The 26,233-nt window shown below is 61.8% G+C and carries 27 protein-coding genes; 12 read left to right on the top strand and 15 right to left on the bottom strand.

Annotated elements, in window-relative coordinates; genetic code table 11:
* Positions 1-18 precede the first annotated feature (18 nt).
* Positions 19-2,073, top strand: coding sequence for a S9 family peptidase (locus HKK54_RS17685; RefSeq protein ID WP_169387347.1), 2,055 nt, complete (start codon positions 19-21; stop codon positions 2,071-2,073).
* Between the two features lie 84 nt (positions 2,074-2,157).
* The gene (locus HKK54_RS17680) at positions 2,158-2,631 is read left to right on the top strand and encodes a cyclic nucleotide-binding domain-containing protein (RefSeq protein ID WP_010176525.1); all 474 of its coding nucleotides are present in this window, start codon (positions 2,158-2,160) and stop codon (positions 2,629-2,631) included.
* Here HKK54_RS17680 and HKK54_RS17675 read toward each other — a convergent pair.
* On the bottom strand, positions 2,628-2,915 hold the full coding sequence (locus HKK54_RS17675; RefSeq protein ID WP_029616147.1) for a hypothetical protein: 288 nt from the start codon (positions 2,913-2,915) through the stop codon (positions 2,628-2,630). The genes HKK54_RS17680 and HKK54_RS17675 overlap by 4 nt on opposite strands.
* Before the next feature lie 78 nt (positions 2,916-2,993).
* On the opposite strand from HKK54_RS17675, the gene HKK54_RS17670 reads away from it, so the two are divergent.
* A complete protein-coding gene (locus tag HKK54_RS17670) occupies positions 2,994-3,680 on the top strand; it encodes a spermidine synthase (RefSeq protein ID WP_003210678.1) in 687 nt (228 codons plus the stop codon).
* A gap of 47 nt (positions 3,681-3,727) precedes the next feature.
* Here HKK54_RS17670 and HKK54_RS17665 read toward each other — a convergent pair whose 3' ends face one another.
* Complete coding sequence (locus HKK54_RS17665) at positions 3,728-4,642, bottom strand: ParB/Srx family N-terminal domain-containing protein (protein ID WP_169387346.1); 915 nt, start codon at positions 4,640-4,642, stop codon at positions 3,728-3,730.
* A 148-nt stretch (positions 4,643-4,790) separates the two neighbouring features.
* Between HKK54_RS17665 and HKK54_RS17660 the strand changes: the two genes are divergently transcribed.
* The 3 genes from HKK54_RS17660 to HKK54_RS17650 all read left to right on the top strand — a co-directional run bounded on the left by HKK54_RS17660 (position 4,791) and on the right by HKK54_RS17650 (position 6,198).
* Positions 4,791-5,165 carry a YajD family HNH nuclease gene (locus HKK54_RS17660; RefSeq protein WP_003210675.1) on the top strand — a complete coding sequence of 125 codons (375 nt, stop codon included), beginning with the start codon at positions 4,791-4,793 and terminating at the stop codon, positions 5,163-5,165.
* Between the two features lie 145 nt (positions 5,166-5,310).
* Positions 5,311-5,778, top strand: coding sequence for an RNA methyltransferase (locus HKK54_RS17655; RefSeq protein ID WP_003210674.1), 468 nt, complete (start codon positions 5,311-5,313; stop codon positions 5,776-5,778).
* A 69-nt stretch (positions 5,779-5,847) separates the two neighbouring features.
* Complete coding sequence (locus tag HKK54_RS17650; protein ID WP_010176528.1) at positions 5,848-6,198, top strand: YgaP family membrane protein; 351 nt, start codon at positions 5,848-5,850, stop codon at positions 6,196-6,198.
* Between the two features lie 87 nt (positions 6,199-6,285).
* Here the strand turns inward: HKK54_RS17650 and HKK54_RS17645 are convergent, their stop codons facing one another.
* Positions 6,286-7,524 carry a hypothetical protein gene (locus HKK54_RS17645; protein WP_169387345.1) on the bottom strand — a complete coding sequence of 413 codons (1,239 nt, stop codon included), beginning with the start codon at positions 7,522-7,524 and terminating at the stop codon, positions 6,286-6,288.
* 12 nt (positions 7,525-7,536) lie between these two features.
* Positions 7,537-7,986 (bottom strand): YcgN family cysteine cluster protein, encoded by a 450-nt coding sequence (locus HKK54_RS17640; RefSeq protein WP_169387344.1) that lies wholly within the window; start codon positions 7,984-7,986, stop codon positions 7,537-7,539.
* A 153-nt stretch (positions 7,987-8,139) separates the two neighbouring features.
* Between HKK54_RS17640 and HKK54_RS17635 the strand changes: the two genes are divergently transcribed.
* Positions 8,140-8,733 carry a nitroreductase family protein gene (locus HKK54_RS17635; protein WP_169387343.1) on the top strand — a complete coding sequence of 198 codons (594 nt, stop codon included), beginning with the start codon at positions 8,140-8,142 and terminating at the stop codon, positions 8,731-8,733.
* Positions 8,734-8,809: 76 nt separating this feature from the next.
* Here the strand turns inward: HKK54_RS17635 and HKK54_RS17630 are convergent, their stop codons facing one another.
* The 6 genes from HKK54_RS17630 to HKK54_RS17605 all read right to left on the bottom strand — a co-directional run bounded on the left by HKK54_RS17630 (position 8,810) and on the right by HKK54_RS17605 (position 16,895).
* Positions 8,810-11,977 (bottom strand): OspG family effector kinase, encoded by a 3,168-nt coding sequence (locus tag HKK54_RS17630; RefSeq protein ID WP_169387342.1) that lies wholly within the window; start codon positions 11,975-11,977, stop codon positions 8,810-8,812.
* A 153-nt stretch (positions 11,978-12,130) separates the two neighbouring features.
* Complete coding sequence (locus HKK54_RS17625) at positions 12,131-13,063, bottom strand: D-2-hydroxyacid dehydrogenase (RefSeq protein WP_010176533.1); 933 nt, start codon at positions 13,061-13,063, stop codon at positions 12,131-12,133.
* Between the two features lie 117 nt (positions 13,064-13,180).
* Positions 13,181-13,474 carry a YcgL domain-containing protein gene (locus HKK54_RS17620; protein ID WP_169387341.1) on the bottom strand — a complete coding sequence of 98 codons (294 nt, stop codon included), beginning with the start codon at positions 13,472-13,474 and terminating at the stop codon, positions 13,181-13,183.
* A complete protein-coding gene (gene rnd / locus HKK54_RS17615) occupies positions 13,471-14,604 on the bottom strand; it encodes a ribonuclease D (protein ID WP_003210666.1) in 1,134 nt (377 codons plus the stop codon). The genes HKK54_RS17620 and rnd overlap by 4 nt, the downstream gene beginning before the upstream one ends.
* A gap of 122 nt (positions 14,605-14,726) precedes the next feature.
* Positions 14,727-15,377 carry a class I SAM-dependent methyltransferase gene (locus HKK54_RS17610; RefSeq protein ID WP_169387340.1) on the bottom strand — a complete coding sequence of 217 codons (651 nt, stop codon included), beginning with the start codon at positions 15,375-15,377 and terminating at the stop codon, positions 14,727-14,729.
* 144 nt (positions 15,378-15,521) lie between these two features.
* Positions 15,522-16,895 (bottom strand): glutamine synthetase family protein, encoded by a 1,374-nt coding sequence (locus tag HKK54_RS17605; RefSeq protein WP_169387339.1) that lies wholly within the window; start codon positions 16,893-16,895, stop codon positions 15,522-15,524.
* A 387-nt stretch (positions 16,896-17,282) separates the two neighbouring features.
* Here HKK54_RS17605 and HKK54_RS17600 point away from each other — a divergent pair, with 387 nt between their 5' ends.
* The gene (locus HKK54_RS17600) at positions 17,283-18,059 is read left to right on the top strand and encodes a transporter substrate-binding domain-containing protein (RefSeq protein ID WP_169387338.1); all 777 of its coding nucleotides are present in this window, start codon (positions 17,283-17,285) and stop codon (positions 18,057-18,059) included.
* Here HKK54_RS17600 and cynR read toward each other — a convergent pair.
* Complete coding sequence (gene cynR / locus HKK54_RS17595) at positions 18,034-18,900, bottom strand: transcriptional regulator CynR (protein WP_010176537.1); 867 nt, start codon at positions 18,898-18,900, stop codon at positions 18,034-18,036. The genes HKK54_RS17600 and cynR overlap by 26 nt on opposite strands.
* 112 nt (positions 18,901-19,012) lie before the next feature.
* Between cynR and HKK54_RS17590 the strand changes: the two genes are divergently transcribed.
* From HKK54_RS17590 to HKK54_RS17580, 3 genes are read left to right on the top strand one after another with little or no spacing between them, the layout of a single operon-like run.
* On the top strand, positions 19,013-19,654 hold the full coding sequence (locus HKK54_RS17590; RefSeq protein ID WP_010176538.1) for a carbonic anhydrase: 642 nt from the start codon (positions 19,013-19,015) through the stop codon (positions 19,652-19,654).
* A gap of 29 nt (positions 19,655-19,683) precedes the next feature.
* The gene (cynS, locus tag HKK54_RS17585; RefSeq protein ID WP_010176539.1) at positions 19,684-20,154 is read left to right on the top strand and encodes a cyanase; all 471 of its coding nucleotides are present in this window, start codon (positions 19,684-19,686) and stop codon (positions 20,152-20,154) included.
* Positions 20,155-20,209: 55 nt separating this feature from the next.
* Positions 20,210-21,049: a cache domain-containing protein gene (locus HKK54_RS17580; protein ID WP_169387337.1), complete on the top strand. Its 840-nt coding sequence runs from the start codon at positions 20,210-20,212 to the stop codon at positions 21,047-21,049.
* A gap of 85 nt (positions 21,050-21,134) precedes the next feature.
* Here the strand turns inward: HKK54_RS17580 and HKK54_RS17575 are convergent, their stop codons facing one another.
* Positions 21,135-22,646: an MDR family MFS transporter gene (locus HKK54_RS17575; protein ID WP_010176541.1), complete on the bottom strand. Its 1,512-nt coding sequence runs from the start codon at positions 22,644-22,646 to the stop codon at positions 21,135-21,137.
* A 74-nt stretch (positions 22,647-22,720) separates the two neighbouring features.
* Complete coding sequence (gene pobA, locus HKK54_RS17570) at positions 22,721-23,905, bottom strand: 4-hydroxybenzoate 3-monooxygenase (RefSeq protein WP_178121030.1); 1,185 nt, start codon at positions 23,903-23,905, stop codon at positions 22,721-22,723.
* Positions 23,906-24,094: 189 nt separating this feature from the next.
* Here pobA and HKK54_RS17565 point away from each other — a divergent pair, with 189 nt between their 5' ends.
* Positions 24,095-24,991, top strand: coding sequence for a helix-turn-helix domain-containing protein (locus HKK54_RS17565; RefSeq protein WP_010176543.1), 897 nt, complete (start codon positions 24,095-24,097; stop codon positions 24,989-24,991).
* On the opposite strand, the gene HKK54_RS17560 is transcribed toward HKK54_RS17565, so the two are convergent.
* Entirely contained in the window at positions 24,975-25,151 is a 177-nt protein-coding gene (locus tag HKK54_RS17560; RefSeq protein ID WP_162835184.1) for a hypothetical protein, read from the bottom strand. The two genes, HKK54_RS17565 and HKK54_RS17560, sit on opposite strands and share 17 nt — an antisense overlap.
* Positions 25,152-25,262: 111 nt before the next feature.
* Positions 25,263-26,168: a LysR family transcriptional regulator gene (locus tag HKK54_RS17555; protein ID WP_010176545.1), complete on the bottom strand. Its 906-nt coding sequence runs from the start codon at positions 26,166-26,168 to the stop codon at positions 25,263-25,265.
* Positions 26,169-26,233 lie beyond the last annotated feature (65 nt).

Genomic DNA, 26,233 nt, shown 5'->3' with positions numbered 1-26,233 from the left:
CCAGACAGAGAGTGATCCATGCCCCCAGCGACCCACATCACTGCCGCCCCGATCGCCCGCAAGGCCCCAGGCACCGACCCGTACGCCTGGCTGCAAGAGCGCGACAGCGCCGAGGTGCTCGATTACCTCAAGGCGGAAAATGCCTGGCAAGAAGCAGAATTGTCCGACCAGCAGGCCCTGCGCGAAACCCTGTTCGACGAGATCAAGGGCCGCATCCTCGAAACCGACCTGTCCCTGCCCTCGCCCTGGGGCCCGTACCTGTATTACACCCGCACCACCGCCGGCGACGAATACGCCCGCCACTACCGCTGCCCGCGCCCGGCAGATGACAGCCAACAGGTCGACGAAAGCGCAGAAGAGTTGCTGCTGGACCCGAACGCATTGGCCAACGGCGGCTTTTTCTCCCTCGGCGCGTTCAGCATCAGCCCGGACCACCAGCGCCTGGCCTACAGCCTGGACACCAGCGGCGAAGAGATCTACACCCTCTACGTGAAGGAATTGTCCACCGGCAAGGTCAGCGAACTCGAGTTTGAAGACTGCGACGGCAGCATGACCTGGGCCAACGACAGCCTGACCCTGTTCTTCAGCGAACTGGACGACACCCACCGTCCCCACAAGCTGTACCGCTATCGCCTGGACGGCACTGCCGCCGAGGAAGTGTTCCACGAGCCTGACGGCCGTTTCTTCCTGCACTGCTATCGCTCAAGCTCCGAGCGCCAGTTGCTGCTGGCCCTGGGCAGCAAGACCACCAGCGAAATCTGGGCCCTGGATGCCGATCAGCCGCAGCAGGCGTTTACCTGCATGGCGCCACGGGTCGAAGGCCATGAATACGACGTCGACCACGGCAAGCTGGACGACCAGTGGACCTGGTTTATCCGCAGCAACCGCGACGGCATCAACTTCGCCCTGTTCCAGGCCGCCGATACTGGAAGCGTGCCGACCCAGGACGACTGGCAGAACCTGATCCCCCACGACGACGCGGTGATGCTCGATGGCGTGAGCCTTAATGCCCGGGCGATGACCCTGAGCCTGCGCATCGGCGGCCTGCCGATCATCGAAGTTCACCCCCAAGGCCAAGCCGCCTATCGGGTGGAATTACCGGACGCGGCCTACAGCCTCTACGTGCAAAACAGCCTGGAATTTGTCAGCGACAAGATCCGCCTGCGCTATGAAGCGCTGAACCGCCCGGCGCAGGTCCGTCAGCTGGAACTGGCCAGCGGCGCACAACAGGTGCTCAAGGAAACCCCGGTGCTGGGCGTGTTCAACGCCGACGACTACGTCAGCCAGCGGCTGTGGGCGACCTCGGCCGATGGCACCCAGGTGCCCATCAGCCTTGTAGTGCGCCGCGACCAGTTGGGCAAGCCGACGCCGTTGTACCTGTATGGCTACGGCGCCTACGGCCACAGCCTCGACCCGTGGTTCTCCCACGCGCGTCTGAGCCTGCTGGACCGCGGCGTGGCCTTCGCCATCGCGCATGTACGTGGCGGCGGCGAGCTGGGCGAAGCCTGGTACCGCACCGGCAAGCAGGAGCACAAGCAAAACACCTTCAGCGACTTTATCGCCTGTGCCGAACACCTGATCGCCCAGGGCCTGACCACCTCCAAGCAACTGGCCATCAGCGGCGGCAGCGCCGGCGGCCTGTTGATCGGCGCGGTGCTCAATCAGCGCCCGGAGCTGTTCCAGGCGGCGATTGCCGAAGTGCCGTTCGTCGACGTGCTCAACACCATGCTCGACCCGGAACTGCCGCTGACCATCACCGAGTACGACGAATGGGGCAACCCTGAGGAGCCCGAGGTGTATGCGCGAATCAAGGCCTACGCGCCGTACGAAAACGTCAGCGCCCAGGCCTACCCGGCCACGCTGGTGATCGCCGGCTACAACGACAGCCGCGTGCAATATTGGGAAGCCGCCAAGTGGGTAGCCAGGCTGCGAGACACCAAGACCGACGATAACCTGCTGCTGCTCAAGACCGAGCTGGGCGCTGGCCATGGCGGCATGAGTGGTCGTTACCAGGGATTACGTGACGTAGCACTCGAATATGGATTTGTTTTCAAGGCCCTGGGGCTGATTTAAGGAACTCCGCTCGGCGGGCGGGTCTGAACACCTGACCGCCGGGCGCGCGCCCTGCACGATTTATGGACAAAGACTGTAAGCCTCATGCCAGAACCGACCTTACTCAATAACGAAATCCGCGACATGCTGATGGACTGCGGGCTCTTCGATCCGCTGCTACCGGAAGATTTCCATGTGGCGGCGGGCTATTTCAACATCAGCAGCATCGCCCGTGACGAGGTGATTTTCCTCGAGGGCGACGCCGGCACCTTCATGTGCATCATTCACTCAGGCCAGGTGGCCGTGCAGAAAACCAACCATGAAGGCCAGCGGCTGACCATCGCAACCTTGCGCAGCGGGCGGGCCTTTGGCGAGATGGCGGTGCTGGATGGCGAGCGCCGTTCCGCCAGCTGTGTGGCGGCCAGCGATTGCGTGCTGTTGAACCTGGGCAAGGATTCCCTGGAAAAAATGCTCAACGATGCACCGAAAATCGCGGCAAAGATCATTCGTGCGATTGCGATCGCCCTGTCCAAACGCCTGCGCATGGCGGATGGGCAATTGCTGTCCCAGCAGTTTTAACCGCCCGGGGTCTTGGGCTTGATGTCGTTTTGCTGCAAGCCGGGGATCGTCTGGTCCTTCGGCGGCGTCGGCAACACGATCGGCGCCAGCATCGGTTCTCCACCGCCGGAAGCCTTTGGCGTCGCCGGCGGCGTGACTTGCGGATAAGGTGTGGGCGTTGCAGTACCCGGCGAACCCGCAGTGGGCGCGGGGGTGATCGGCACGGTTTGCGACTCCTGGGCCCCGGCCGCACCGCTAAGGGTGAGCGCGCCCCATACAATGACCGTTAGAATGCTGCACTTCATCGATGGCTCCATGGCCTGACCGTAAAGTCGTAAGGCTACTCCCAACCGCGCAAGAATGCCCTTCCCAATGAGATTTCCATGAAACGTTTCGTTCTGCTGGACACCACTCCGATCCCCGACAACGGCGGTGCCTTGTGCCTGTTCGAATACGGTGAGGATTTTGTCATCAAGATTCAGGGCGGTGACGGTGGCCAGTTGATGAACACGCGCATGCACGGCTCCGAGGATGCACTGGCGGAAATCCCCTGCCGCAAGGTCGCCGGCCGGCCCGGTTCCCGGGTGTTGATTGGCGGCCTGGGCATGGGCTTTACCCTGGCGGCGGCGCTCAAGCACTTGGGCAAGACCGCCGAAGTGGTGGTCGCCGAGCTGGTGCCCGGCGTGGTGGAGTGGAATCGCGGCCCGCTGGGTGAAAAGTCCGGCCGCCCGCTGCTGGACCCGCGCACCGTGATCCGCCTGGAAGACGTGGCCAAGGTGCTGCAGGCCGAGCCCCAGGGCTTTGACGCGATCATGCTGGACGTCGACAACGGCCCCGAAGGCCTGACGCAAAAAGCCAACAGTTGGCTGTATTCCGCCGGTGGCCTCAGCGCCTGCGCCAAGGCCCTGCGGCCCAAGGGCGTGCTGGCGGTGTGGTCGGCCAGCGCCGACAAGCAGTTCAGCGACAAACTGCGCAAGGCCGGCTTCAAGGCCGAAGAAGTGCAAGTGTTTGCCCATGGCAACAAAGGCACCCGGCATACCATCTGGATCGCCGAGAAGCTCAAGGGCTGAAGCAGCCGACTGAACAGAGGCGGCACAATGCCGCCCTTAACGGTTCGTCACTTACTTCTGCTGTCGATAACGTAGGGCACTTTCTTCTTGAACGTATCGTTCAGTTCCTTGCGGTTAAGTGAGGTGAAGCCACCCAACTGCTGAGCGCTGAAGCCGCTGTCCCCCACCGGCGCATCGGGCGCCAGGCTGACCATGCGCTTGGCCAGCGCCTCGATAGCGTCCTCATACCCGCCTTGCTTGTTCAGGTTGAACGCGCCGAGGTCAATCTGCGTGCGCAGCCAGCCGCCCCAATAGAATTCCAGGAACTCCGGCACCACCGCGCCGGAGTTTGGCTTGCCGTAGGAAGCCTTGCGGGAGAAGTACACCAGGCTGCGGAACCTATCGTCGCCGAGGTCCTTGAAACCCAAGTGTGCCGGTATCTGCTCAGGGCTGATGGTCTTGCCCTGGCCGTCCTTGAGCCAGACCTTGCGCCCCTGCTCCATCCGTTTCCAGAACGTCGCCAGGTCCGGGCTGTCGCTGAAGTTATCGGTGACCCGCACCCACATTTTCAGCGTGGCCCCCGCACCGGGCTGTTCCCATAAGGTACTGAAGCTGTGATGGCCATCAGTGAGGTACAGCTGGCCTGCGGGGCCGACCACCACGGTTTTCATGTCTGCCGGGTGAGTGCCCACCGGGTCCTTGCAGGTGAAACTGTCGGGCTTATGCAAATCGGCGCCTTTGGGCACTGTGTCTGCTCCGCCCCGGCCGTTGGTCTCACAGTATTCGTCGAACACCTTCTTGGGGGACTCGGCAAACACCCCAAGCTTGTAGTGGATCTGGTCAAAGCCGATGACCGCCTGGGTCGGGTGGAGTTGCTCCAGCGCCACCTCGATCACCTGGCCGGGCTGGGGCGTGGAAAGCGCCTGGACGTGAACGCTGACGGCGCATAACAGCAACGCCCACCACCATGAATGCATCCGCATGAGTACCGCTCCTTTGAATTCAGTTCGCCGATACTACAAACATTCCCTGGCACCTGCGTGTACTGCGACGGAAAAAGCCGGAGGTTTATTACCCCGCAAGCAGCTAGAATCAACGCTATCCGTGATCCACTAAAAGACAGGAGCCATGATGAGCTCGACCAACCCGCCCTCCCACACCGCCAAGCTGGACCGTATCCTCGCCGATGCCCAGCGCGACCGGGAAATGGGCTATCGCGACAAAGCCCTGAAGATGTACCCCCATGTTTGCGGCCGCTGCGCCCGTGAATTCGCCGGCAAGCGCCTGAGCGAACTGACCGTGCACCACCGCAACCATAATCATGACGACAACCCCCAGGACGGCTCCAACTGGGAGTTGCTGTGCCTGTATTGCCACGACAACGAACACTCGCGGTATACCGACCAGCAGTATTTCGGCGAAGGCTCCACCAGCAGCCCGACGATTGCCAAGGCGACGCACAACCCGTTTGCGGCACTGGCCGGGTTGATGAAGAAAGACGACTGAAGCAATGTGATGAACGACTTGCTGTGGGAGGAGGCTTGTTGTGGCAAGCTCCCTCGCCACAGTGTTGCACCCCATGCCGTTCAAACCGACCGCCTTTCGAGCAATCCCCGTATAATCGCCGTTTTTCTCGAAGGCACCCTCTCCCGTGGGCAATAAACGCTACAGCTGCATCGGTCTGTATAACCCCAAATCCCCCGAAAACGTCGGTTCGGTGATGCGCGCCGCCGGCTGCTACGGCGTGGCCTCGGTGTTCTACACCGGCAAGCGTTACGAACGGGCCCGGGACTTTATTACCGACACCAAGAAGGTCCACCACGACATTCCACTGATCGGCATCGACGACCTGAAAAAGATCCTGCCCCTGGGCTGCATCCCGGTCGCCGTCGAGCTGGTGGAGGGCGCCCGCCCTCTCCCCGAGTACACCCACCCGGACCGCGCGCTGTATATCTTCGGGCCGGAAGACGGCTCCCTGGACAAAGAGATTCGCGACTGGTGTGAAGACGTGATCTACATCCCGACCACCGGCTGCATGAACCTCGCCGCCACCGTCAACGTGGTGCTTTACGACCGCCTGGCCAAGGGCAACAACACCCGTTCGGGTCCCAAGTACTGATTTTTTGGGAACGTCCGCGGCCTGTGTGCAGTCAGTTGCATATCAATAAGCCCTTGTTGGAGACAGATCATGAGCGACAGCAAAACCCTGCGACCCGTTATCCGGTCTACACCGTTGGAGCGCCAACCCACACAAAACGTCCAGGGCTGGGAACGCATCGGTTCCCTGGCGGGTGGTGTGGTGATGATGGGCAAAGGCCTGCGCCGTGGCGGCTTTTTCGGCTTGATTCAGGTGGCGATTGGTGGCGTTGCATTGGCGCGCGGCATCAGCGGGCACAGCTCGGCGAAAGAGTTGCTGGAGCGCAGTCGCCAGGAAATGAACACCGTGCGCACCAAGATTGAACGCGCCGGTGAGGAATTGAAAAACCTCAAGACCAAGGCTGAAGTGGCGGCTGAGAAAGCCAGTAAAACCACTGGCTGAAGCCGATCCCGATCCTGCAGGAGCCCGGCTTGCCGGCGATGGCGTCCTCAAGGGCCTAATCGCCGGCAAGCCGGGTTCCTACAGGCATCAGTGCAGCAGCTTGCTGTCGAGCACCACCGACGACTCGCCGAGAATGCTTTCCCCCAACTGCACGAATTCCTTTGTGCTGATGCTGTTCAGGCGCATCAACGCCTGAGTCAGATCGTCCAGCGAACGCTTGTTGTGGGTTTTCACACGAATCTCGCGGTCCAGCTCCTGCAATAACACCACCGCCCGCGCCACCGTCGCGCTGTTGGCGTGCTCGACCCGCAGGCTCGTCACGTCCTTGCCGTCCTTGGTCAGCCGGGCCTGTATCGCGGCGTAACGGTCGTCACTGATACCGCCAGCGCGGCGCATCAGTTCAATGGCGTAATACTGCGCCAAGCCTTCGCTGATCCAGTCGCTGCCCTCATGGTCATTGAACCGGCCGATGGCCTGCACCACTTCACGGATCAACGGGCTGCTGCCATTTTCGCTGACCAGCGGTGTGCGGCTGTTGAGGTAGATGGAATCCCGCGCCGCGAATGCACCGCGCCGCATGGGATCGCTGGCGCCCACCACCAGCAGTTTTGCCGGATGCCTCGGGAACGCTGCTTGCACCTGAGGCCAGACAAACGTCAGCAAGGTCAGCACATCCATGCGGTGCATGCCCTGCCCTTTGGGCGAAGCCACCGTGATTTCGGTTTCGCCCAAGCGCATCCTGCGGCTGCCCAGGTTGCCGGCGAGCATCCAGCCGGTGGGCCGGTCAAACAGGCGGGAAACGTTGTCGATACGAAATTTGTTCTTGCCGATGCGCGGCCATGACGTCTCGACGCTTTTCCAGCCGGCGGGCAGTTCAAACACCAGGCGCGACACCAGTTCAATGCCGTCCTGTTGATCCAGGCGTGCAGTGGGCACCAGGTCTTCACCCCGAAACAGCGCCCAGCTCGGCGTCATGCGTGCTTCGTAAATCCCCTTCTTGCGCGCGTGGGTCAGGCGGACACGGTAGGTCAGGCTGGCCTTGTCGGCGCTGGGCTGCCACAGGCCTCGGCTGTCACCCGGCGTATTGCCCGGCAGCACTTGCCATTGGCCATCGGCCTTGAAGTCGCTGTAGTCGCCGTCGCGGCCCAGGTCGAAGTTGAGGCTGCGCACCGCCGAGCCCTGGGACAGGCTCAGGCGTACTTCAGCCTGATCACTTTGGGGCAGCAGCTTGACGTGATAGTCCAGGTCAACTTTCTTCGCCGCCCACGCCGACGCGCTCAATGCCAACAACAGCAGGCTTGCTGCCAGCCTGGCTCCAACCGTCATACACACTCCTTTTCAACCGGCGCGAAAAATCAGGTAATCCTCCCAGTCATCCTCGGGCACGCTGCATTCGCTGAGCATGCGCCCGGACTGGGAAATGCGTTCCTGGTGCACGGCGTCGCGGTCACCGCAGACCAGATGGTGCCAGAGCGGCAAGTCCTTGCGCTCGCTGACCAGCCGGTAACCGCAGGTGGGCGGCAGCCATTTGAACTGGTCGGCCTGGCCCGGGGTGAGCTGGATGCAATCGGGCACCGAGTCGCGACGGTTGGGGTAATCGGTGCACTGGCAGGTTTTCAGGTCCAGCAGTTTGCAGGCAATGCGCGTGTAATAGACGCTGTTGTCGTCTTCATCCTCGAGCTTTTGCAGGCAGCACAGGCCGCAGCCGTCGCACAACGACTCCCACTCATCCTGGTCGAGTTGTTCGAGGGTTTTGCGGATCCAGAAAGGTTCGACTTTGGCGGCCATGGCTCTACATCGGTATCGGTATGTTAAAAGGCCGCCAGTCTAGTGCCCATGGCCCCCGGGGCCAAGCGCTTACGACTGTCGGTAGAACAAGACTTGTCAGCCCGTCGGCGGCGAAGTAGTTTTGAACCCCGGTTTTTCATCAGGATCAGCCCAATGAGCAGCAACCCACGCGTCGCCGACTACCCGATCCACCCGCAATTCACCGACCGCTGGTCGCCGCGCGCCTTTACCGGCGAAAGCATCCCGGTAGACACCCTGCTGAGCTTCTTCGAAGCCGCCCGCTGGTCACCCTCGGCCTACAACTCGCAGCCGTGGCGTTTTCTCTATGCGCGCCGCGACACGCCGAACTGGGAGCGTTTCCTCGGCCTGCTGAACGAATTCAACCGCGGCTGGGCGCAACATGCGTCGGCCCTGGTGATCGTGGCATCGAAGACCGACTTCCAGGTACCCGGCGCCACCGAGGAAACCCCGGCCCTGTGGCACACCTTTGACACCGGCTCCGCCTGGGGCCACCTGGCGCTGCAAGCCAGCCTCAGCGGCTGGCACACCCACGGCATGGCCGGTTTCGACCAGGAGCTGACCCGCAAGGAACTCAAGGTGCCAGAGGGCTATGCGCTGCACGCGGCCGTGGCGATTGGCAAACTGGGCGACAAATCGACCCTGGCCGATTACCTGCAAGCCCGGGAAACCCCGAGCCCGCGCAAGCCGTTGAGCGAGCTGGTAGCTGAAGGCGACTTCAGCCTGTAAGGCGAGCCCGGGAGTTACCGCGTTTTGGATAGAGGCGCGCTGCCTTTACCACTGCCGGTCACTCCCAAACGGCCCACTACCTGACAAGCGCATTAAAGTCCCTGAGCAATTCTTTCTTTCGACTGTTGTACACGTTCATCTCCCACTCATAGAGACCATCCCCGGGCACCATGTCTTCAAGGGACAACGACTGGATATCCACCGGGTACACTTTTTTATCCCTTGTGGAATATAGAAAGTTCTTAAGCTGCAAGTCCTGGTGATGTATTCCTTTTTCCTCCATTCCCTTCAAGGCATCCTCCAGCCACGTCCTGGCTTCCGGAGGCAGGCTACGCCGCTCGACTGCAGCAAGGTTGACCCCATCCAGCTTACCCATCTTGATGTAAGCCCGACCGTTCTCAACGACCGCCTTGGCAAAACCAGCTCCGTAATAGGTATTCAGGCAGTCTGTTTCCTGGGTTACATAATCCGGAATACGCGTAGCATTTTTAGTGTTGAAGTCTTTATAAACGCTTTTGCCATCCAGGCTTTCGTAGACCACCCCTTCACCGCCCCGGCCAATTTCAGGCCCCAGGTCCGACGCAACCGACAGCGGGCTACCGCCCCTGGCGCCCAATCGCTGCCATTGATCACCCTGGATATGCTGGACCAGGAGTGGCGTTTGCCGATTGTTGTGATAAATCCGTGCCTGGACGACACCCTCGGCGGTTCGGGTCGCTTCCCGCACCTCATAGACGGCAGTTTGGCCGGTACTGTCGGTGTGGCGTATGTGCGACAAGTGACCATCGGCTGCGACGTAGAGCCCCTGACTGTTGCGTGAGAGACCGGCAATGGTTGATTCCGGGACTTTGAACTCACTCAGTAAGCGGTTGCTCAGCACTTCACTCGCTACCGCGTCTGCACCGCCCCGGCGTATCAGCCGGGTGCCTCCCAGTACCAGGTCGTCCAGGCCATTGAGCGGATTGAATTCACGGATAAGGGTAGTACCGATGATTTTTGTCACCTTCATCGCCTTGACACCCGTGCTGGCAACCCGAGTTCCGGCCTTCGCCACCTTCCCGGCAACCCCGATCCCGGCAGTGAGGAAACCGAAGGCGTCCATGGCCAGATCCATCGCACCATCAACGTAGTTACCGTTCTGAAAGTTGACAACGGCTGAGCGTAGCGGAATCAGGTCCAGGAAGAAGTTCGTGACCGTCCACTCCTGCTCCATTTGCCGGTCCAGGGGCGTAGCTCCCTTGGCCTGCTTCACCACGTTCTGATTATCGATATCAAGGTGTTCGACGAATACATCGGCGATGGACTGGGTGCGAGCGGTAGTGAAACTCGAGGGTGGCAGTAAACCCTGAGGCTGTTTTTGGCCCAGGTCAGAAGTACCGGTTCCCGTCGGGGCAAACTTTTCAACCGTGTAGATTTTATTGGCGTCGCGCGGTAGCTGCTCAGTTAACACAGAGGCAGGCACAATAGTCACTTCAGCATTTTTCAGGTCGATCTTATAAACAACCCCTGTGGCCTTCACCAAAAGACTTTCATCGGTGTGATGGAGTGTCCTGGATGTAAAGTCGGTCCCCAGGGCGTAGGTCTTGGTTTGAAAGAACTCAAGCGAGGCCTGTTCAAGGTTTTGCCTGTCGGCCAATGGAAGTCTGGCGACCATGTGCTTGATGACGGTGCCAATCCCCTGCTTGCGCGACTCGATTGCCTGGCTGAACTGCTGATCAAAGGCCTTGTTGACCTCCAGTTTGAGCGGGGCGTTTATCGCGCTGATGGGGATGCGCCGGTCGGTGGTTTTCCACCGGTAGCCATTCAACTCCATCATGGCGATATCCAACATCGAGTACAGGCCGACGGGCGCCCGATTGGGATTGTAAAGCGGCTCGATGCCCGGCTGGCGCGAGTCGTCGACCCTCAGCAGCTTCTCCTCAAAAAACACCTGCTCGCCAAACCGCTGCTTGAGCTTGGCCAGCGCTATTTCCTTGCGGCTCGGGATTTCGGCTTCCAATAACCCCGAGGCGACGATCCTCTCCTGCTGTTGCTGATTGAACGCAGTCCTGACCCGCTCCATTTCGCCAGGGCTGTAACCGTCATCGACGTTTACCGGGACAATCCCGTTGACCACACCCCAGTCAATCAGCGCCGTCCTCTGCGCCTGTTCGGTCACGGCCCGATCAACCAGGCCGGCACTTTCAGCCGCCGACATGACCTGGGTAAACGTCATGTTCGCCACCTTCCCCGGCGCCTGGGCTTCGATGGTCGCCGCTGCAATGGCCAGGCTGACCCAGGCGGCGCTGCCATAAGTCACGTTGTCGGGAATGCCCTTGATCAGAAACTCCGGGGCCTTCCTGGCCAGCAACAGGTGAGCGCCGGCCCGGGCCATGTCCGGGCTGGTCTTGCCGTTGACGCTCAGGTGCTCCCTCAACCCCTCAAGCACCGCTGCCGCCGGCTTTCCCCAGTGGTCCGGGTGGGCCAGGTTAAAGCCCGCAACCCGGTTGCGCAGGGGCCGGGCAATAGACTCAGGATCCAGCATGAGGTTGATGGCGGCCAGGGTGTATTCGTTCACGCTGGTACCGGTGGCAATGCCATTCAGTTGAGTCTGAATCACTTGCCCCAACGCCTGCCCACGCTCGGAATTGACGATGGCTTCCAGCGTCCTGGCCGCGTCATCGAGTGCCGGTTGATGGGTGTTCAAATACTCCAGTATCCCAAGGCTCACGCCGACGTGTGGCGGGTTCGGGTGCTCGCTGCCGTGGCGGATGGCTGCAGCACGCGCGAGACGCTGATCACTGACCGTCATGGGCACGGGCCAGGATAAACCACCGCCAAAATTCCCGAGAGGATGTTCCAGGGCCTTGTCACTCAGTGCACGGGCATGGCCGGTGAGTTGAAAGTGGTTGGTGGGCAAACCCAGGCCAATACGCTTGAGGACAGTCGCCAGGGTCGCCGTATCACCCGCCTCCAGCGGGTGGGATGAGTCAGGATGCACCTCCATCGGCGTCGCTTCCAGCGCGGCCAGCACCGCGTGAGGCGTGGCGTTTATGCCCAGGTGCGTCGCTATTTCGTTGAGCTTTTGCGCCAGTACCTGCAAGTTCCGTCTGTCGCCCAATGCCGCCTTGAGTCCGTCTTTTCGGGGGACCGCAGGATGGGTGTCGCCAACTGTCGGGCTCGACGCGATGGCCTGATCGGCCAAGGCCGTGGGCTGTAACGGGATAACACGGGCAGGTGCAGGGGAAGTCTGAAGATTCAACATCGGGCAAGTTCCACTTGAAGAATGGCCCGAGCGTCACATAGGGATTGCGAAGGTAAAACTGAAGGAGTGTTTACAGAGATTTGTCAGGACGTGCCATCACGCCTTGCCGAGCGGCTACGGAGAATCCGGAGCCGCTCGGCAAGGCCAGTGTTTTCAGTATCCGCGCTCGAAACTCACTTCCCCGCGCAGTGCTTCCTGCGCCTGATACGCCCGCAAATTCTCGACAAACAACTGCACCATCATCCCCGGTGAGGTCGGCGCAGAACTGTGCCCGGTCAGCAGCAAGCCCCAGGCGGTCCAGAACGGATGACGCTGTGGCAATGGCTCCTGACGGCACACGTCGATCACCGCGCCCGCCAGATGCCCTTCCTTCAAGGCCTCCACCAGGTCCGCATCGACGACCGCCACACCGCGCCCGACGTTGATAAACAACCCGGTCGGCTTGAACTGCTTGAACAGCGCGGCATCGTACAAATCATGGGTGTTCGGGGTGTTGGGCAGCAGGTTGACCACGTAGTCCACCTCGCCCACCAGCCGTGGCAGCTCTTCAAGCGCGGCGACTTCGATAAACGGCGCCTGCTCACGGGCTTCGCTGGCGATGCCGTACAACTCCACGCCAAACGGCAACAGGAACTGCGCAACGCTGCGGCCGATATCGCCGGTGCCGACGATCAGCACCTTGCGCCCCGCCAGGCTCTGGCCCATGCGGTTGTCCCATTTGCGCTCGACCTGGCTGACCAGCCGCGCCAGCACTTCACGCTCGTGGCCGAGCATGTAGGTGAGCACGTATTCGGCCATCACCTGGCCAAAAATGCCCACGGCGCGGGTCAGGCGGTAATCCCGCGGCAGGCCTTCAGCCAACAGTGGGGTGATGCCCGCCCAGGTCGATTGCAACCATTGAGGCTGATGGCCCTGGCGCAGCAAGGTCGCCAAAAGGTCCGGCTGGCCCAGCCACACCGGGCAATCCGCCGCCAGGCGCGACAGTTCAGCGGAATCGCCGCTGGTCATGACCTCAAGGTCCGGCGCCGCTTCGCGCAGCAGCCGGGCGTACAGCGGGTGATCGTGTTCAGCAATCAGAACGCGCATGGTTCAAACCTTTCAAAAACACTGCAGGCGGCCGCCGGTCCAGTTCACTGTCCGTTGCTGCCACCGCCAAAAATTGAATTCCATTGATGAATGTGCCCCGGACGGGGCACTGACCGATCACATCGGGTCATTACGTCGCAGCAGCTCTTCGGGCAAGTGTTCGATGTACTCGTCCTCGGCCGGCGGCATTTGCAGGTGGTAGCCCTGCTTTTCGAGGTTTTCCAGGACCACGGCGATGTCCTCGCGGGACAGCTTGCGCTCCGGGCTCAGCACCAGGTCAAAGGCGTGGTGCGGCTTGCCGAAGGCGGCCAGCAGACTTTCCGGCACGCGCTCCAGTGCATCGCTTTTCAGCACGTAGAGGTACATCTCGTTTCGTTTGAGGCTGCGGTAGATGGAGCAAATACGTTTCAAGGCTGTTCTCCGGCAGTGGCCAGGCTGTCCAGCAGCGCCTGGCCCATCAATTCGCGGCGCCAGCCACGCAGCGAATCTGGCAATTGGTAAGGCCCCTCGGGGTAGCCGCTCTTGACCAGGGCTTCGAGGGTTTTCTTGCGCAGCATCAGTTCCGGCGCCATGTCCAGGCGTTCAGCCTCGGCCTGGCCCAGGGCGCGCAGTTGCTTGATCAGCGTGGCGGCGTCCACCGGCAACGGCTCGGCAACCGCCGGCGGCCATTGGTCCATCGGGACGCTGCCGGCACGCTTGATCAGGCCCAGCAGGAACTCGCCGTCCTGGCGCACGGTGCGCGGGTGCATGTCTTCGATCTTGCCCAGCGCGGCGAGGTTATCCGGCTGGGATTTGGCCAGGGGCCATAACGAGTGTTCACGAATGATCCGGTTGCGCGGCAGGTCACGGGCACGGGCTTGCTGCTCGCGCCAGGCGCACAGTTCGCGCAATACGGCGAGCTGGGCTCGGGACAGTTTCCAGGCCAGCTTGGCGTCGCGGTAGACCTCGTACGGGTCGACTTCGCGGCGCAGGTTGGCCACCAGCTCGGCGCCGTCTTCCAGGACCCAGGCGTACTTGTCGTCGGAAAGTTTCGGGCGCAGGCGTGTGTAGACTTCCGCCAAATGCACCGCGTCTTCGGCCGCGTAGCTGATTTGCGTCTCGGACAATGGCCGCTGCAGCCAGTCCGAGCGGGTCTCGCCCTTGGGCAACTCGATATCGAGGACGGCTTGCACCAACCGCGAATAGCCCATGGAGAAACCGAGGTTCAGGTACGCAGCCGCCAGTTGGGTGTCGAACAGTGGCACCGGCAGGCTGCCGGTCAGGCGCAGCAACACTTCCAGGTCTTCGCTGCAGGCGTGCACCACCTTGATCACCGCCGGGTTTTCCAGCAAGGCGGCCAAGGGTTGCCAGTTGTCGATGGTCAGGGGATCGATCAGGTAAGCGCGAACGCCATCACCAATCTGGATCAGCCCGGCAATGGGATAAAAGGTGTCGACCCGCATGAATTCGGTGTCGAGGGCGACGAATGGCAACTGCTGCCATTCGGCGCAGTGCTGGCCGAGGCTATCGTTGTCGCAGATCCAGTGAATATCGATGGCCACACGGCTCTCCCTTGAAGAATGGCGCGCAGTATATATCGCGAAAGGGAGTTGCGAGCATTCGCAGCACAGCATCCGCCATGAAAACTCCTATAGGATCTGAAGAATAGTCCGACAGGCGGGACTTATCCTCTCTTACGCAGGACGTAAACCCGCCACATGGCCGAGCCGGGCATGAATTCCTGTTGGTTGAGGACCTTGAAACCGTCCTGGCGAAACTCCGCTTCCACCTGCGTCCGGTGGCTGGCAACCGCCGACAGGGCGGGCTGCATCGCCCGGTAACCGCTGTCGCTGTTGACCGAGACAATCACCGTGTCGCGGCTCACCCGGTGAAATTCACCGAGCAGGGCCAGGCGCCCTTCTGCCGTCGGCACATGGCGAAACAACTCCAGGCAGAAAATGCAGTCCACCGCGTTGGCCGACAGGCCGATGGAAAAGGCCGAGCCCTGGAAGGTCTTGATCCGCTTGAGCAAGTTCGGCGCATGGTGGGTACGGGCGTGGTCGAGCATGTCCTGGGAGTTGTCCGACGCGAGGATCACCCGGTTGCTGTGCTCGGCCAGCACCGGCCAGAAGCGCCCCGAGCCGCAGGCCAGGTCGAGGATCAGCCCCGGTTCGCCGGCGATTTTCAGCGCCCGGCGTACCAGTCGTTCATCGCGCCACAGCGCCAGGCGCCGCAGCAACTTGGGCGGGCGCGTGTCAGCGCAGACCCGGGCATGCTCCTGGCCTGCACGTTCGGCAAATTCAATCTCGATGGAAGACGGCAGTTGCGACGGCATCACACGACTCAGTTAATGGATCAGACATTCGCAGCTTAACCACCGTCTCGTGAAAAAAAGGTCGAAGGATTGTTTACCGCGCATGCAGGGCCAGTATCCGGCGCCCAGCCTGTCTGTTAACTGTCTGTGATCAAGGCTTCATCTTCAGGCCGGGTGCAAATACCAGCGCCAGTCCTGCTCCCCCACTTCGCCCATGAACTGGCGATACTCGGCCCGTTTGACCGCCAGGTACACACCGAGGAATTCACCACCAAAGGCTTCCCGGGCCCAGGACGAGCCTTCGAGGGCGCGCAAGGTGGTCAGCCAATCGGTGGGCAGTAATTCCTTGGCCTGAGCGTAACCGTTGCCCTCCACCGGCGCGCCGGGATCGCGCTGTTCGCGGATGCCTCGGTGAATACCCGCCAGGATCGCCGCCGCCGCAAGGTAAGGGTTGGCGTCGGCGCCGCAGATTCGGTGTTCGATATGCCGGGAAAACGCCGGCCCGCCGGGTACGCGCAGGGTCACCGTGCGGTTGTCCACGCCCCAGGTAGCGGCCAGCGGCGCGTAGCTGTTGGTCTGGAAGCGGCGGTAAGAGTTGGCATTCGGGCAGAACATCAGCAACGAGTCGAGCAAGGTGCTGAGCATGCCGCCCACCGCCTGGCGCAACAGCGGCGTGCCGTCGGGTGCTTCGCTGGCAAACAGGTTATTGCCGTCGCGGTCTGCGAGGCTGACGTGCATGTGCATGCCGGTGCCGGCCAGGTCGTCGAAAGGCTTGGCCATGAAACACGCGGTCATCCCGTGCTTGTGGGCCACGCCCTTGACCAGGCGCTTGTAACGTACCGCTTCGTCCATGGCTTGCAGGGCGTCGCTGCGGTGCTCCAGGGTGATTTCCACCTGGCCCGGGGCGTATTCGGAAATCGCCGTGCGCGCCGGAATGCCCTGGAGTTTGCAGGCGCTGTAGAGGTCGGCAAGGAACGGTTCGATCTGCTCCAGTTCCCGCAGGCCGTAGACCTGGGTCGAGCGTGGGCGCCCCCCATCGACATCCCGTGCCGGTTGCGGGCGGCCGTTGCTGTCGGGCTTCTGGTCGAGCAAATAAAACTCCAGCTCCGCCGCCATCACCGGGTAATAGCCGTCGGCCTTGAGGTCGTCGATCACCTTGGCCAGCAAGTGCCGCGGGTCGGCCACGGTGGCGGGCATGCCTTCGGTGGGGTGCATGCTGACTTGCACCGCCGCCGTCGGGATCAGGCGCCACGGCATGCGCTGCAAACTGCCGCTGACCGGGTAGGCGCGGCAGTCGATATCGCCCACTTCCCAGACCAGCCCGGAGTTATCCACATCGTCGCCATTGATGGTCAGGCCCAGGATCGTACTCGGCAGCGGCCGGCCACTTTCATAGACCGCCAGCAACTCATCGCGGTGCAGCAGCTTGCCCCGGGGCACTCCGTTGTTGTCGAGGATGAACAGCTCGAACATCTCGATATCCGGGTTCTGGTCCAGAAAGGATTGGGCTTCGTGCAGGGTGGCAAAGGGCGTGCTCATGGGCATTCTCATACGTTCGCGTCAGGCAGGCGCGCAGGCGCTGCCGGGCAGATGCGCGGGGCATCCGGTTGGGCAAATCAACGGGTGAGAAAGGTGTCCGGTGGGCGCGCGTGGCGGCAGTGCCAGAGTGCCCAGAAGGCGAGTTCGGAAGGGAGTGCATCAGCGGTGATTCGACGACGGTCCGGACGACTGGACGCGGTGGCGCCTGGCGATGTCTCAGGGTGTGTGTCGGGGGAACCGTCCATGCGGGAGTCACAGTAAAGAGATGCCGAACAGCCTCACACGCGAGGTTAAGCCGTTAAATCCAGTCTTGACGGAGTTTGGTTGTGCCGTGGCTAAACATTTGCAAATAATGGCGGCCCTGCTCATGCCCAAGGACCCGACCGCATGAAAGCTTTGCTGACCCTTTCCCTGCTGGCCGGCCTGTCCGCCCAGGCCTTGGCCGACAGCCCCGCATCGCGCCTGGATGAAGTGCTCCAGCGCGGTGAAATGACCGTCTGCACCACCGGTGACTACAAGCCCTACAGCTATTTGCGCCCGGACGGCAGCTACGAAGGCATCGACATCGCCATGGCCCAGTCGCTGGCCAAAAGCCTTGGCGTGCAGGTGAAATGGGTGCCCACCACCTGGAAAACCCTGATGCCGGACTTCCTGGCCCAGCGCTGTGATATTGCCCTCGGCGGTATTTCGGTGTCGCTGGAGCGGCAGAAGAAGGCATTTTTCAGCCAGCCCCTGGGCGTCGACGGCAAGATCCCGCTGGTGCGTTGTGCCGATGTGCAGCGCTATCAGACCGTGGAGCAAATCAACCAGCCGCAGGTGCGGGTGATCGAGCCTTCAGGCGGTACCAATGAAGTGTTTGCGCGGGCACATCTGGGCAAGGCGCAACTGACACTGTTCCCGGACAACGTGACGATTTTTGAAGAGCTGTTGGCCAACAAGGCCGACGTGATGATCACCGACGCCAGCGAGGCCCGGTATCAGCAAAAGCTCAAGCCGGGGCTGTGTGCGGTAAACCCCGAGCGCTACATGCAGTACAGCGAGAAGGCGTTCCTGCTGCCTCGGGATGATGTGGCGTGGAAGAGCTACGTGGACCAGTGGCTGCACCTGAGTACGGTGACCGGCGTGTATGACGGCATCATCAACCAGTGGCTGGCTGCGCCCTGACCAGTTCGACAAACGCCCGGCACGCCGCGCTGCGATAGCCTCCCTTGCGACTGAGCAGCGCCGCCGTGCGTTGCGGCAACGCCGGGCTTAACGGCACCGCCTGCAAGCCCGCCTGCACCTGGGCAATCGCGCTGGGCAGGATGGTCGCCAACTGAGTGCTCCGTACGATTTCAATAATCGCACTGATGGAATTGGCCTCCATGGCGATCAGGGGTTTTACCGCCTGGCTGCGAAAATACTCATCGATATAGCGGCGCGTGGCGAACCCTGAGTTCAGCAGCACCCACGGTTGCTGAAGCCACTGCTGGCGGTTCAACTCCGGATGGCCGGCACTCACCACCACGCTCAACGCCTCGACAAACACCCCTTCACACTCGATATCCGGCAAATGCTCGCCGGTAAAACCAATGCCGATATCCAGCAAGTCCTCCGTGAGCGCCGCCTCCATGCGGTCTTGCGTCAGTTCCTCGACGCTGACCGTTATCCCCGGGTACAGACGGTTGAACCGCGCCAGCAGCGGCCCGATCAAGTACGCGGTAAACGTCGGCGTCATCGCCAGGCGCAGGCTGCCTCGGCTCAGGTCCTGCACGTCGTGCATGGCCCGGGTGCCGGCCTGCAGATCCTGCAAGGCCAGGCGCGCAAAACGCACATAGGCCTCGCCCGCATCGGTCAGGCTGACGCTCCGGCCGGAGCGATCCAGCAGTGGCGCGCCAAGAGTGTCTTCCAGTTGCCTGATCTGCTGCGACAAGGTCGGCTGCGACACATGCAGCGCCTCCGCCGCCCGGGTGAAATTTCGGTGCTCGGCAACGGCCAACAGGTAGCGGATATGACGCAGCAACATGAAGGGCGCTCCAACTATAGGCATGACTTATAGAAACTATAATAAGCCGGTCTTGGACGCTATAGCTGAAAACTTCCATCCTTGCCCCATCAGCGACGCAAGGAGAACCACCATGCAAGACCTCATCGACGGTTTCCGCAAGTTCCAGGGTGAAGCCTTCACCCAACGCAGCGACCTGTTCAAACACCTGGCCACCACGCAAAACCCCGGCACGCTGTTTGTGTCCTGTTCCGACAGCCGTGTAGTCCCGGAACTGCTGACCCAGCAGGAACCCGGCGACCTGTTTGTGATCCGTAATGCCGGCAACATCGTGCCGTCCTACGGGCCAGAGCCCGGCGGTGTGTCGGCCACCGTCGAATACGCGGTAGCCGTTCTCGGCGTCAGCGACATCGTGATCTGTGGCCACTCCGACTGTGGCGCCATGACCGCCATTTCCACCTGCAAATGCCTCGATCACTTACCGGCCGTGGCCAACTGGCTGCGCCATGCCGAGTCGGCCAAGGTAATCAATGCCGCCCGTACCCACGCCTCAGACGCCGACCGGCTCAACTCGCTGGTACGGGAAAACGTGGTCGCCCAACTGGCCAATCTCAAGACTCACCCTTGCGTGGCCCTGGCCCTGGAACAAGGCCGACTGAGCCTGCACGGCTGGGTCTACGACATCGAAAGCGGCGGCATCGACGCCCTGGATGGCCGCAGCGGGCGCTTTGTGTCCCTGCTGGATAACCCGAGCACCCGCGCCCACGCGGCCTGAACCCTATTCAAAACCAAGAGGACATCACCATGCTGCAATCCCAATTCGCCCAATCCCCACGCCTGGCCCTGGCCGACACCGTTATCGACATCAAGGCGCGCAAGAACCTGTCGTGGCAGGACCTCACCGACGGCACCGGCCTGAGCCTGGCGTTCGTCACCGCCGCCCTGCTCGGCCAGCACCCGTTGCCCAAGGACGCTGCCGATGTGGTGTGCGACAAACTCGGCCTCGACGAGGACGCCAGCCGCCTGCTGCAAACGGTGCCCCTGCGCGGCAGCTTCCCCGGCGGCGTGCCGACGGACCCAACCATGTACCGCTTCTATGAAATGCTGCAGGTCTACGGTTCGACCCTCAAGGCCCTGGTACACGAGCAGTTCGGCGACGGCATCATCAGCGCGATCAACTTCAAGCTGGACATCAAGAAAGTCGAAGACCCGGACGGCGGTTCCCGCGCCGTGATCACCCTGGACGGTAAATACCTGCCGACCAAACCGTTCTGATAAGTCGGCAAACCGTCTACGCTCTTGGCACACCAACAAGAACGAGGGACGGGTAATGAAGGCAATGCTCCGAGCCACCTGGCTGCTGCTGTTGTGCGTTGGCCAGGTGCACGCCGCCACCGCTGAGGATGCGGACGCCCAAGCCGCCAAGGCCCTGCTGGAAAAGGCCTTGGGGTATTACCAGACGAATGGCGACAAAGCCTTTGCGGCGTTCAGCCGCCAGGGTGAATTCGTCGACCAGGACCGCTATGTGTTCGTGGTCGACACCAAGGGCGTGCTGCTGGCGAGCGGCGGGCCCTCTTCTGCGTTGATCGGGCGCAACGTTTCCGAGGTGCTTGGGCCAGATCTGAACAAGTCATTCAAGGATGCGTTGGCGGTGCCGGAAGGCAGTGGCATCCAGCAGGCCGATTACCGGTGGCAGAACTGGAATGACGGCAAGGTCGAGCGCAAGCATGTGTATTACCAGCGCGTTGGGCAGCGGATTCTGGCCGTGGGTTATTACCTGCCGCGGGCTACGCCGGAGCACGCGAAGTCTTTGCGGGACAAGGCCGTCAAGGCGCTGGAGAAGGATCAGGCCGGGACGCTCAAAGCCATCAACGCCATGCAGGGTGGTTTTCTGCAGGACGATTTGTATGTGTTTGTGGTTGACCTGGATACCCACCGCTATGTGGCCCATGGCACGAACCCGCGGCTGGTCAACACCGACTTCAGCAAGATCAAGGACCCCGACGGCAAGCCGGTGGGTGAGCCGATATTGGCAGTGATGGCTGAGCAGGGTCAGGGGGAATACGAGTACCGCTGGAAAAATCCGGTGACCGGGAAGGTCGAGAACAAGCATGCGTATTTGCGCAAGGCCGGGCATTTTATGGTGGCTGTGGGGTATTACAGCCCGTGAGGCCATCACCTGTTCAAAAGCTGGAATGCAATCACAATGTGGGAGCTGGCTTGCCTGCTCCCACATTTGATCTTCATTGTTCCAACTATTTCGCCTTGTCTTCCCGCCCCCGCAGCACGCGGTTAGGCATCGCAATCGCCGCCGCCAAGCCCAGCAACGACACCCCGGCACTGACCATCAGCAAATGCCTGAAGGTAATCAGCAGCTCCCCCCGCAAGGCATCCTGCGCCGGCCCCGGCGCCGCATTCAAACCGTCCAGCAACACATTGCCGGAACTGCCTTCCGCCACCAGTGCCCCACTGGCCAGGTGCGCAAAACTGGAGTCCTGCAACAACGCGAGCAACAGCGCCGACATACACGCCACCCCGACCGCCCCACCCAGGGAACGGAACAGGTTCGTGGTGCTGGTCGCCACGCCGATGTCCCGCTGCTCCACCGAGTTCTGCGTCCCCACCAGGGAGGTCGGAAACTGCATCCCGGCGGCAATCCCGCAAAGCAACATAAACAGGCTGGTCACCGCCACGGCCTGGGGTGCACTGAGGGCCATGCCGAGGATCGCGATCGGACTCAGCAAGGCGCCAATCAGGATCATCGGTTTATAGCGGCCCGTCACCGAGGTCATGCGCCCGGCAAAATACGCGCCCATCGGCAAGCCCATCGCCAGCGGCAGCAAGTGCAACGCAGCGCTGTCGGCACCGGAACCGGTGACGGTCTGGTAGCGCAGCGGCATCAATACCGTGAGGGAAATCGCCTGGAAGCTGGTAAAGAAAATCGTGCACCAGCACAGCACCGCGCTGCGGTTGGCGAACAGGTGCATTGGCAACAACGGCTCCCGCGCCCGGCGCTCGTGCCACACAAACACCGTCAACGCCACCAGCGCGCAGGCCAACAGCCCCAGCACTTCATCGTCACGCCAGTGATGGCCCTGGCCGATTTCGGTGATGCCCAGCAACAACGCGGTCAAGCCAACGATCATCAGCACGGTACCGAGGTAGTCGATGACCGGCTTGCGCTGCGGCACCGGCAGCCCCACCAACGTGCGATGGGCCACCCACCAGGCGCCGGCGCCCAAAGGCAGGTTGATGAGGAACACCCAGCGCCACGACAGGTACTCGGTCATGTAGCCACCCAACACCGGCCCGGCCACGCTGGCCACCGCGTACATGCTGCTGAAATAGCCCTGGTAACGCCCGCGCTCACGGGGAGGAATGATGTCGCCGATAATCGCCTGGCTGACCGAAATCATTCCGCCGGCACCGATGCCCTGGAGGATCCGCGCCAGCACCAGTTGCTCCATGCTCTGGGCCATGCCGCAAAACAGCGATGCAACGGTAAACAAGCCCATGCCGATCAGCATCATCGGCCGGCGCCCGTACAGGTCGCCGAGTTTGCCGTAGATCGGCACCGCCACGGTCATGGCCACCATGTAGCCGGAGATCACCCAGGCCAGCAGGTTGACGTCGTGGAACTGCGCGGAAATGGCCGGCATGGACACGGCGACGATGGTCTGGTCCAACGCTCCGAGAAAGATCGCCATCATCAAGGCGACGAGAACACTGCGAACAGCGGGTGTGGCGGGCTGATTGAGGTTGGTCACGGCAGAACCTGCGAGCAAGGGCCCACGGGAAAAGGAGGCCCGCGGGAATGCTCGTCAGTGTACTAGATAGCTGGCTACTCGATAGCCTCGTAAGGAAGTCCGACGTAATTTTCTGCAATGGTTTTACGTCCGGCCTCGGAGTCGACGAAATATTCCAGCTCGCTCTGGGCGATGCGCTGGCTGAAGCCATCAGCCTCGGGGAATTGGTGCAGCATCGAGGTCATCCACCAGGAAAACCGCTCGGCCTTCCAGATCCGCCGCAGGCAAATCTGCGAGTATTTCTCCAGCAACTCCACCCGGCCCTCGCGGTACACTTTGAGCAGGATATTGAACAAGGTGCTGACGTCGCTGGCCGCCAGGTTCAAGCCCTTGGCGCCGGTGGGCGGCACGATGTGGGCGGCGTCGCCGAGCAGGAACAGCCGGCCATACTGCATCGGTTCCACCACGAAACTGCGCAACGGGGCGATGCTCTTTTCAATGGACGGGCCAGTCACCAGTTGCGCGCTCAGTGACGCGGGCAAGCGGGTTTTCAGTTCGTCCCAGAAGCGTTCATCGGACCAGTCTTCAACCGCTTCATCCGCCGGCACTTGCAGGTAATAACGGCTGCGGGTCGGTGAACGCATGCTGCACAGGGCAAAGCCGCGCGCGTGCTTGGCGTACACCAGTTCATCGTGGATCGGCGGGGTGTCGGCCAGAATGCCCAGCCAACCAAACGGATACACCCGTTCAAAGACCTTCAATGCCTCGGCGGGAATCGACTGGCGCGCCACGCCGTGGAAACCGTCGCAGCCGGCAATGTAGTCGCAGTCCAGCCGATACTGCTCGCCTTCGTGCTCGAAACTCAGCCAGGGCTCTGCACTTTTCAGATCATGGGGCTGCACATTGCGCGCTTCGTACAAAGTGACAGCACCGCTGGCCTGACGCGCGGCCATCAGGTCGCGGGTGACTTCGGTCTGGCCGTAGATCATCACCGTCTTGCCGCCGGTCAGCGTCTTCAGGTCGATGTGGGTCAATTGCCCGTTCAGCGCCAGTTCAAAGCCCTCGTGCACCAGGCCTTCGGCATCCATCCGCGCACTGACCCCGGCCTGGCGCAACAGGTCGACCATGCCTTGTTCCAGCACCCCGGCACGGATGCGCCCTTGTACGTAATCCGGCGTCTGGCGCTCAAGAATCAGGGTTTCAATCCCGGCCTCGTGCAACAGTTGGCCGAGCAGCAGTCCCGAGGGACCGGCGCCAATAATGGCGACTTGGGTTTTCAGCGTTTTCATTATTTTTATGGCCCGCAAGCTTCACCCGAACGTATTCGGTGAAAGAGTTGTCATTGAAGGTGTTGCTGGCATTTTTCACTTGAGTGCCCGGCATAAGAAGGTGAAAACTGAGCCCAAAGCTGCGCTTTTCGCCAATTGGGGCGATTACCGCACAACTCTCCCGAAGTATCGGATGAAGCCATGACCAAAACTGCCAGTGCCGCGATTCCAGTGTTCAAACTCTACGGTGAGAGCCAGCAATGGCCGACCCCTGATTTGCTGCACTGTGAAACCATCTCCCGGCGCAGCCGTGAGTACCAGTGGGAAATCCAGCCCCACCGGCACGCGGACCTGTGCCAGTTGCTGTACGTGCACAAGGGCCAGGCGCAACTGGAGATCGAAGGCCAGCGCAGCACGCTGAGCGAATCGACGCTGCAGGTGCTGCCGCCGTTATGCGTGCATGGTTTCCGGTTTTCCGAAGACGTCGAAGGGTTCGTGGTCACCCTGGCGGCGCCGCTGATGGCGCATTTGCAGGGGCAACTGGGCGCGGCACTGGACGGTCTGAACGCACTGGGCAGCTACCCGGCCGGCAACGACAGTGACTACCTCAACAGTTTGTTTGCCCGGCTGCAGGATGAGTACGCCAGCGATCAACCGGCGCGGGACATGATGATGCACGCGCTGGTCAGCGTGCTGCTGGTGTGGATCAGCCGCCAGGCCATCCAGCGCCGCCATCCACGGGCACCGCGAGGCCGCGAATACTTCCGCCGGTTCACCCAACTGGTGGAGCAGCATTACCGCGAACACCCGAAAATCGAAGACCTGGCCCACAAGCTCGGGATCTCGGTTTCACACCTGAACGGTACGTGTCGGGAATTGGGCGGCCAGCCCGCGTTGCAGATCATGCACGACCGCCAATTGCTGGAAGCCAAGCGCCTGCTGACTTACACCAGCATGACCATCAATGAGATGTCGGACGTGTTGGGCTTTTCCGACCCGACCAACTTCTCACGGCTGTTTCGCCGGCGCGTCGGGTTCTCCCCGAAGGCGTTTCGGGAGCAGTTGAAAGCCGACCAGGACGCTAGCGCAGCGAGCTGAAGGCGGCCATGTGGCCAACGCATTGCCCGTGATTGCAGCTGGAAGCGAAGCCCGGCTGCATGCGGGTCTGTTCGACGCGGTAGGCAGCAGTGCCGTAAAGCGCTGTGGCGGCGGCGCACAGGGTGAAAATCATCAGGTACTTTCTTGTTTTGATCGACATGATGCTGACCTCTGATCGGATCAAGAAGGTGCTTGTATAAGCATAGTTCAGAAGCATGGCTCAGATGCAGCAAGTCGCTTATCCGGCGACATTCAACCTGTTTATGTCGGCTCAGAGACCGACGTCCCACTCAGGTTCCTCCGGAAACCTCAGCACCAGGAAATCCAGCAGGCTGCGCAACGCCGACGGCATGTGCTTGCGCGAGGCGTACACCGCGTAGATGTTCATTTGCTGCGGCTCGGCCTCGGGCAGCAGGCGGATCAGCTCGCCACTGCGGATGTAGTCGCCCGCCTGATAGCTCGGCAGCCGCGACACCCCTGCCCCCGCCAGCGTGACCCGCAATAAAGTGCTGGCCTCGTTGGCGCTGATATTGCCCTGCACCGGCACCGACACCGGCTCGCCGTTTTCCACGAAGTGCCACAGGCTTTTGCCGAAGTAGGAATGGGTCAGGCAGTTGTGCCGGGCCAGGTCCTGCACGCGCCGGGGCTGCGGATGCTCCAGCAGATAAGCGGGCGACGCGCAGATCACCGAGCGGCACAGCGTGAGCCGGCGGGCGATGAGGTTGGGGTCCAGTTCAAAGCTGGTGCGGATCGCCAGGTCGATGCGCTCATCCACCAGGTTCACCGTGCGATCCAGCATCTGCATGTCGATGCTGACCAGCGGGTAGTGCCTGACGTATTCGGCGATGGCATCGGCCAACTGTGCCTGGCCGAACGAGGTGCTGACGCTCAGGCGCAACAGGCCCCGGGGCGCTTCGTCCGGCTCGCTGACGGCGGCCTGCATGTCGCTGCACAACTCCAGCATCTGCCGGCAACGGGGCAAGGTTTCACTCCCGGCGGCGGTCAGGCTGAGCTTGCGGGTGGTGCGGTGCATCAGGCGCGCGCCGACCCAGTCTTCCAGCTCCGCCAGGTAGCGCGAGACCACCGGCCGCGACAGGTCCAGGTGGTCGGCCGCCGCCGATTGGCTGCCCAGGTCCACCACGGCCACAAACACCCGCATTGCTTGAAGACGATCCATGATTTGCCCGCTTTTAGAAACAAACTATGTCCAAGCATCGCATTTTTTGTAGCGTTTGGTGCAAC

This window comes from Pseudomonas sp. ADAK13, assembly GCF_012935715.1.
GTDB lineage: Bacteria > Pseudomonadota > Gammaproteobacteria > Pseudomonadales > Pseudomonadaceae > Aquipseudomonas.
The sequence above is the reverse complement of the archived record's forward strand: the minus strand, read 5'-3'. Positions and strand labels throughout refer to the sequence as shown.

Bases quoted from the DNA above. Each gene is read 5' to 3' on its own strand.
- HKK54_RS17685 (WP_169387347.1), top strand. From the start codon at position 19: ATGCCCCCAGCGACCCACATCACTGCCGCCCCGATCGCCCGCAAGGCC.
- HKK54_RS17680 (WP_010176525.1), top strand. From the start codon at position 2,158: ATGCCAGAACCGACCTTACTCAATAACGAAATCCGCGACATGCTGATG.
- HKK54_RS17675 (WP_029616147.1), bottom strand. From the start codon at position 2,915: ATGAAGTGCAGCATTCTAACGGTCATTGTATGGGGCGCGCTCACCCTT.
- HKK54_RS17670 (WP_003210678.1), top strand. From the start codon at position 2,994: ATGAAACGTTTCGTTCTGCTGGACACCACTCCGATCCCCGACAACGGC.
- HKK54_RS17665 (WP_169387346.1), bottom strand. From the start codon at position 4,642: ATGCGGATGCATTCATGGTGGTGGGCGTTGCTGTTATGCGCCGTCAGC.
- HKK54_RS17660 (WP_003210675.1), top strand. From the start codon at position 4,791: ATGAGCTCGACCAACCCGCCCTCCCACACCGCCAAGCTGGACCGTATC.
- HKK54_RS17650 (WP_010176528.1), top strand. From the start codon at position 5,848: ATGAGCGACAGCAAAACCCTGCGACCCGTTATCCGGTCTACACCGTTG.
- HKK54_RS17645 (WP_169387345.1), bottom strand. From the start codon at position 7,524: ATGACGGTTGGAGCCAGGCTGGCAGCAAGCCTGCTGTTGTTGGCATTG.
- HKK54_RS17640 (WP_169387344.1), bottom strand. From the start codon at position 7,986: ATGGCCGCCAAAGTCGAACCTTTCTGGATCCGCAAAACCCTCGAACAA.
- HKK54_RS17635 (WP_169387343.1), top strand. From the start codon at position 8,140: ATGAGCAGCAACCCACGCGTCGCCGACTACCCGATCCACCCGCAATTC.
- HKK54_RS17630 (WP_169387342.1), bottom strand. From the start codon at position 11,977: ATGTTGAATCTTCAGACTTCCCCTGCACCTGCCCGTGTTATCCCGTTA.
- HKK54_RS17625 (WP_010176533.1), bottom strand. From the start codon at position 13,063: ATGCGCGTTCTGATTGCTGAACACGATCACCCGCTGTACGCCCGGCTG.
- HKK54_RS17610 (WP_169387340.1), bottom strand. From the start codon at position 15,377: ATGCCGTCGCAACTGCCGTCTTCCATCGAGATTGAATTTGCCGAACGT.
- HKK54_RS17605 (WP_169387339.1), bottom strand. From the start codon at position 16,895: ATGAGCACGCCCTTTGCCACCCTGCACGAAGCCCAATCCTTTCTGGAC.
- HKK54_RS17600 (WP_169387338.1), top strand. From the start codon at position 17,283: ATGAAAGCTTTGCTGACCCTTTCCCTGCTGGCCGGCCTGTCCGCCCAG.
- cynR (WP_010176537.1), bottom strand. From the start codon at position 18,900: ATGTTGCTGCGTCATATCCGCTACCTGTTGGCCGTTGCCGAGCACCGA.
- HKK54_RS17590 (WP_010176538.1), top strand. From the start codon at position 19,013: ATGCAAGACCTCATCGACGGTTTCCGCAAGTTCCAGGGTGAAGCCTTC.
- cynS (WP_010176539.1), top strand. From the start codon at position 19,684: ATGCTGCAATCCCAATTCGCCCAATCCCCACGCCTGGCCCTGGCCGAC.
- HKK54_RS17580 (WP_169387337.1), top strand. From the start codon at position 20,210: ATGAAGGCAATGCTCCGAGCCACCTGGCTGCTGCTGTTGTGCGTTGGC.
- HKK54_RS17565 (WP_010176543.1), top strand. From the start codon at position 24,095: ATGACCAAAACTGCCAGTGCCGCGATTCCAGTGTTCAAACTCTACGGT.
- HKK54_RS17560 (WP_162835184.1), bottom strand. From the start codon at position 25,151: ATGTCGATCAAAACAAGAAAGTACCTGATGATTTTCACCCTGTGCGCC.
- HKK54_RS17555 (WP_010176545.1), bottom strand. From the start codon at position 26,168: ATGGATCGTCTTCAAGCAATGCGGGTGTTTGTGGCCGTGGTGGACCTG.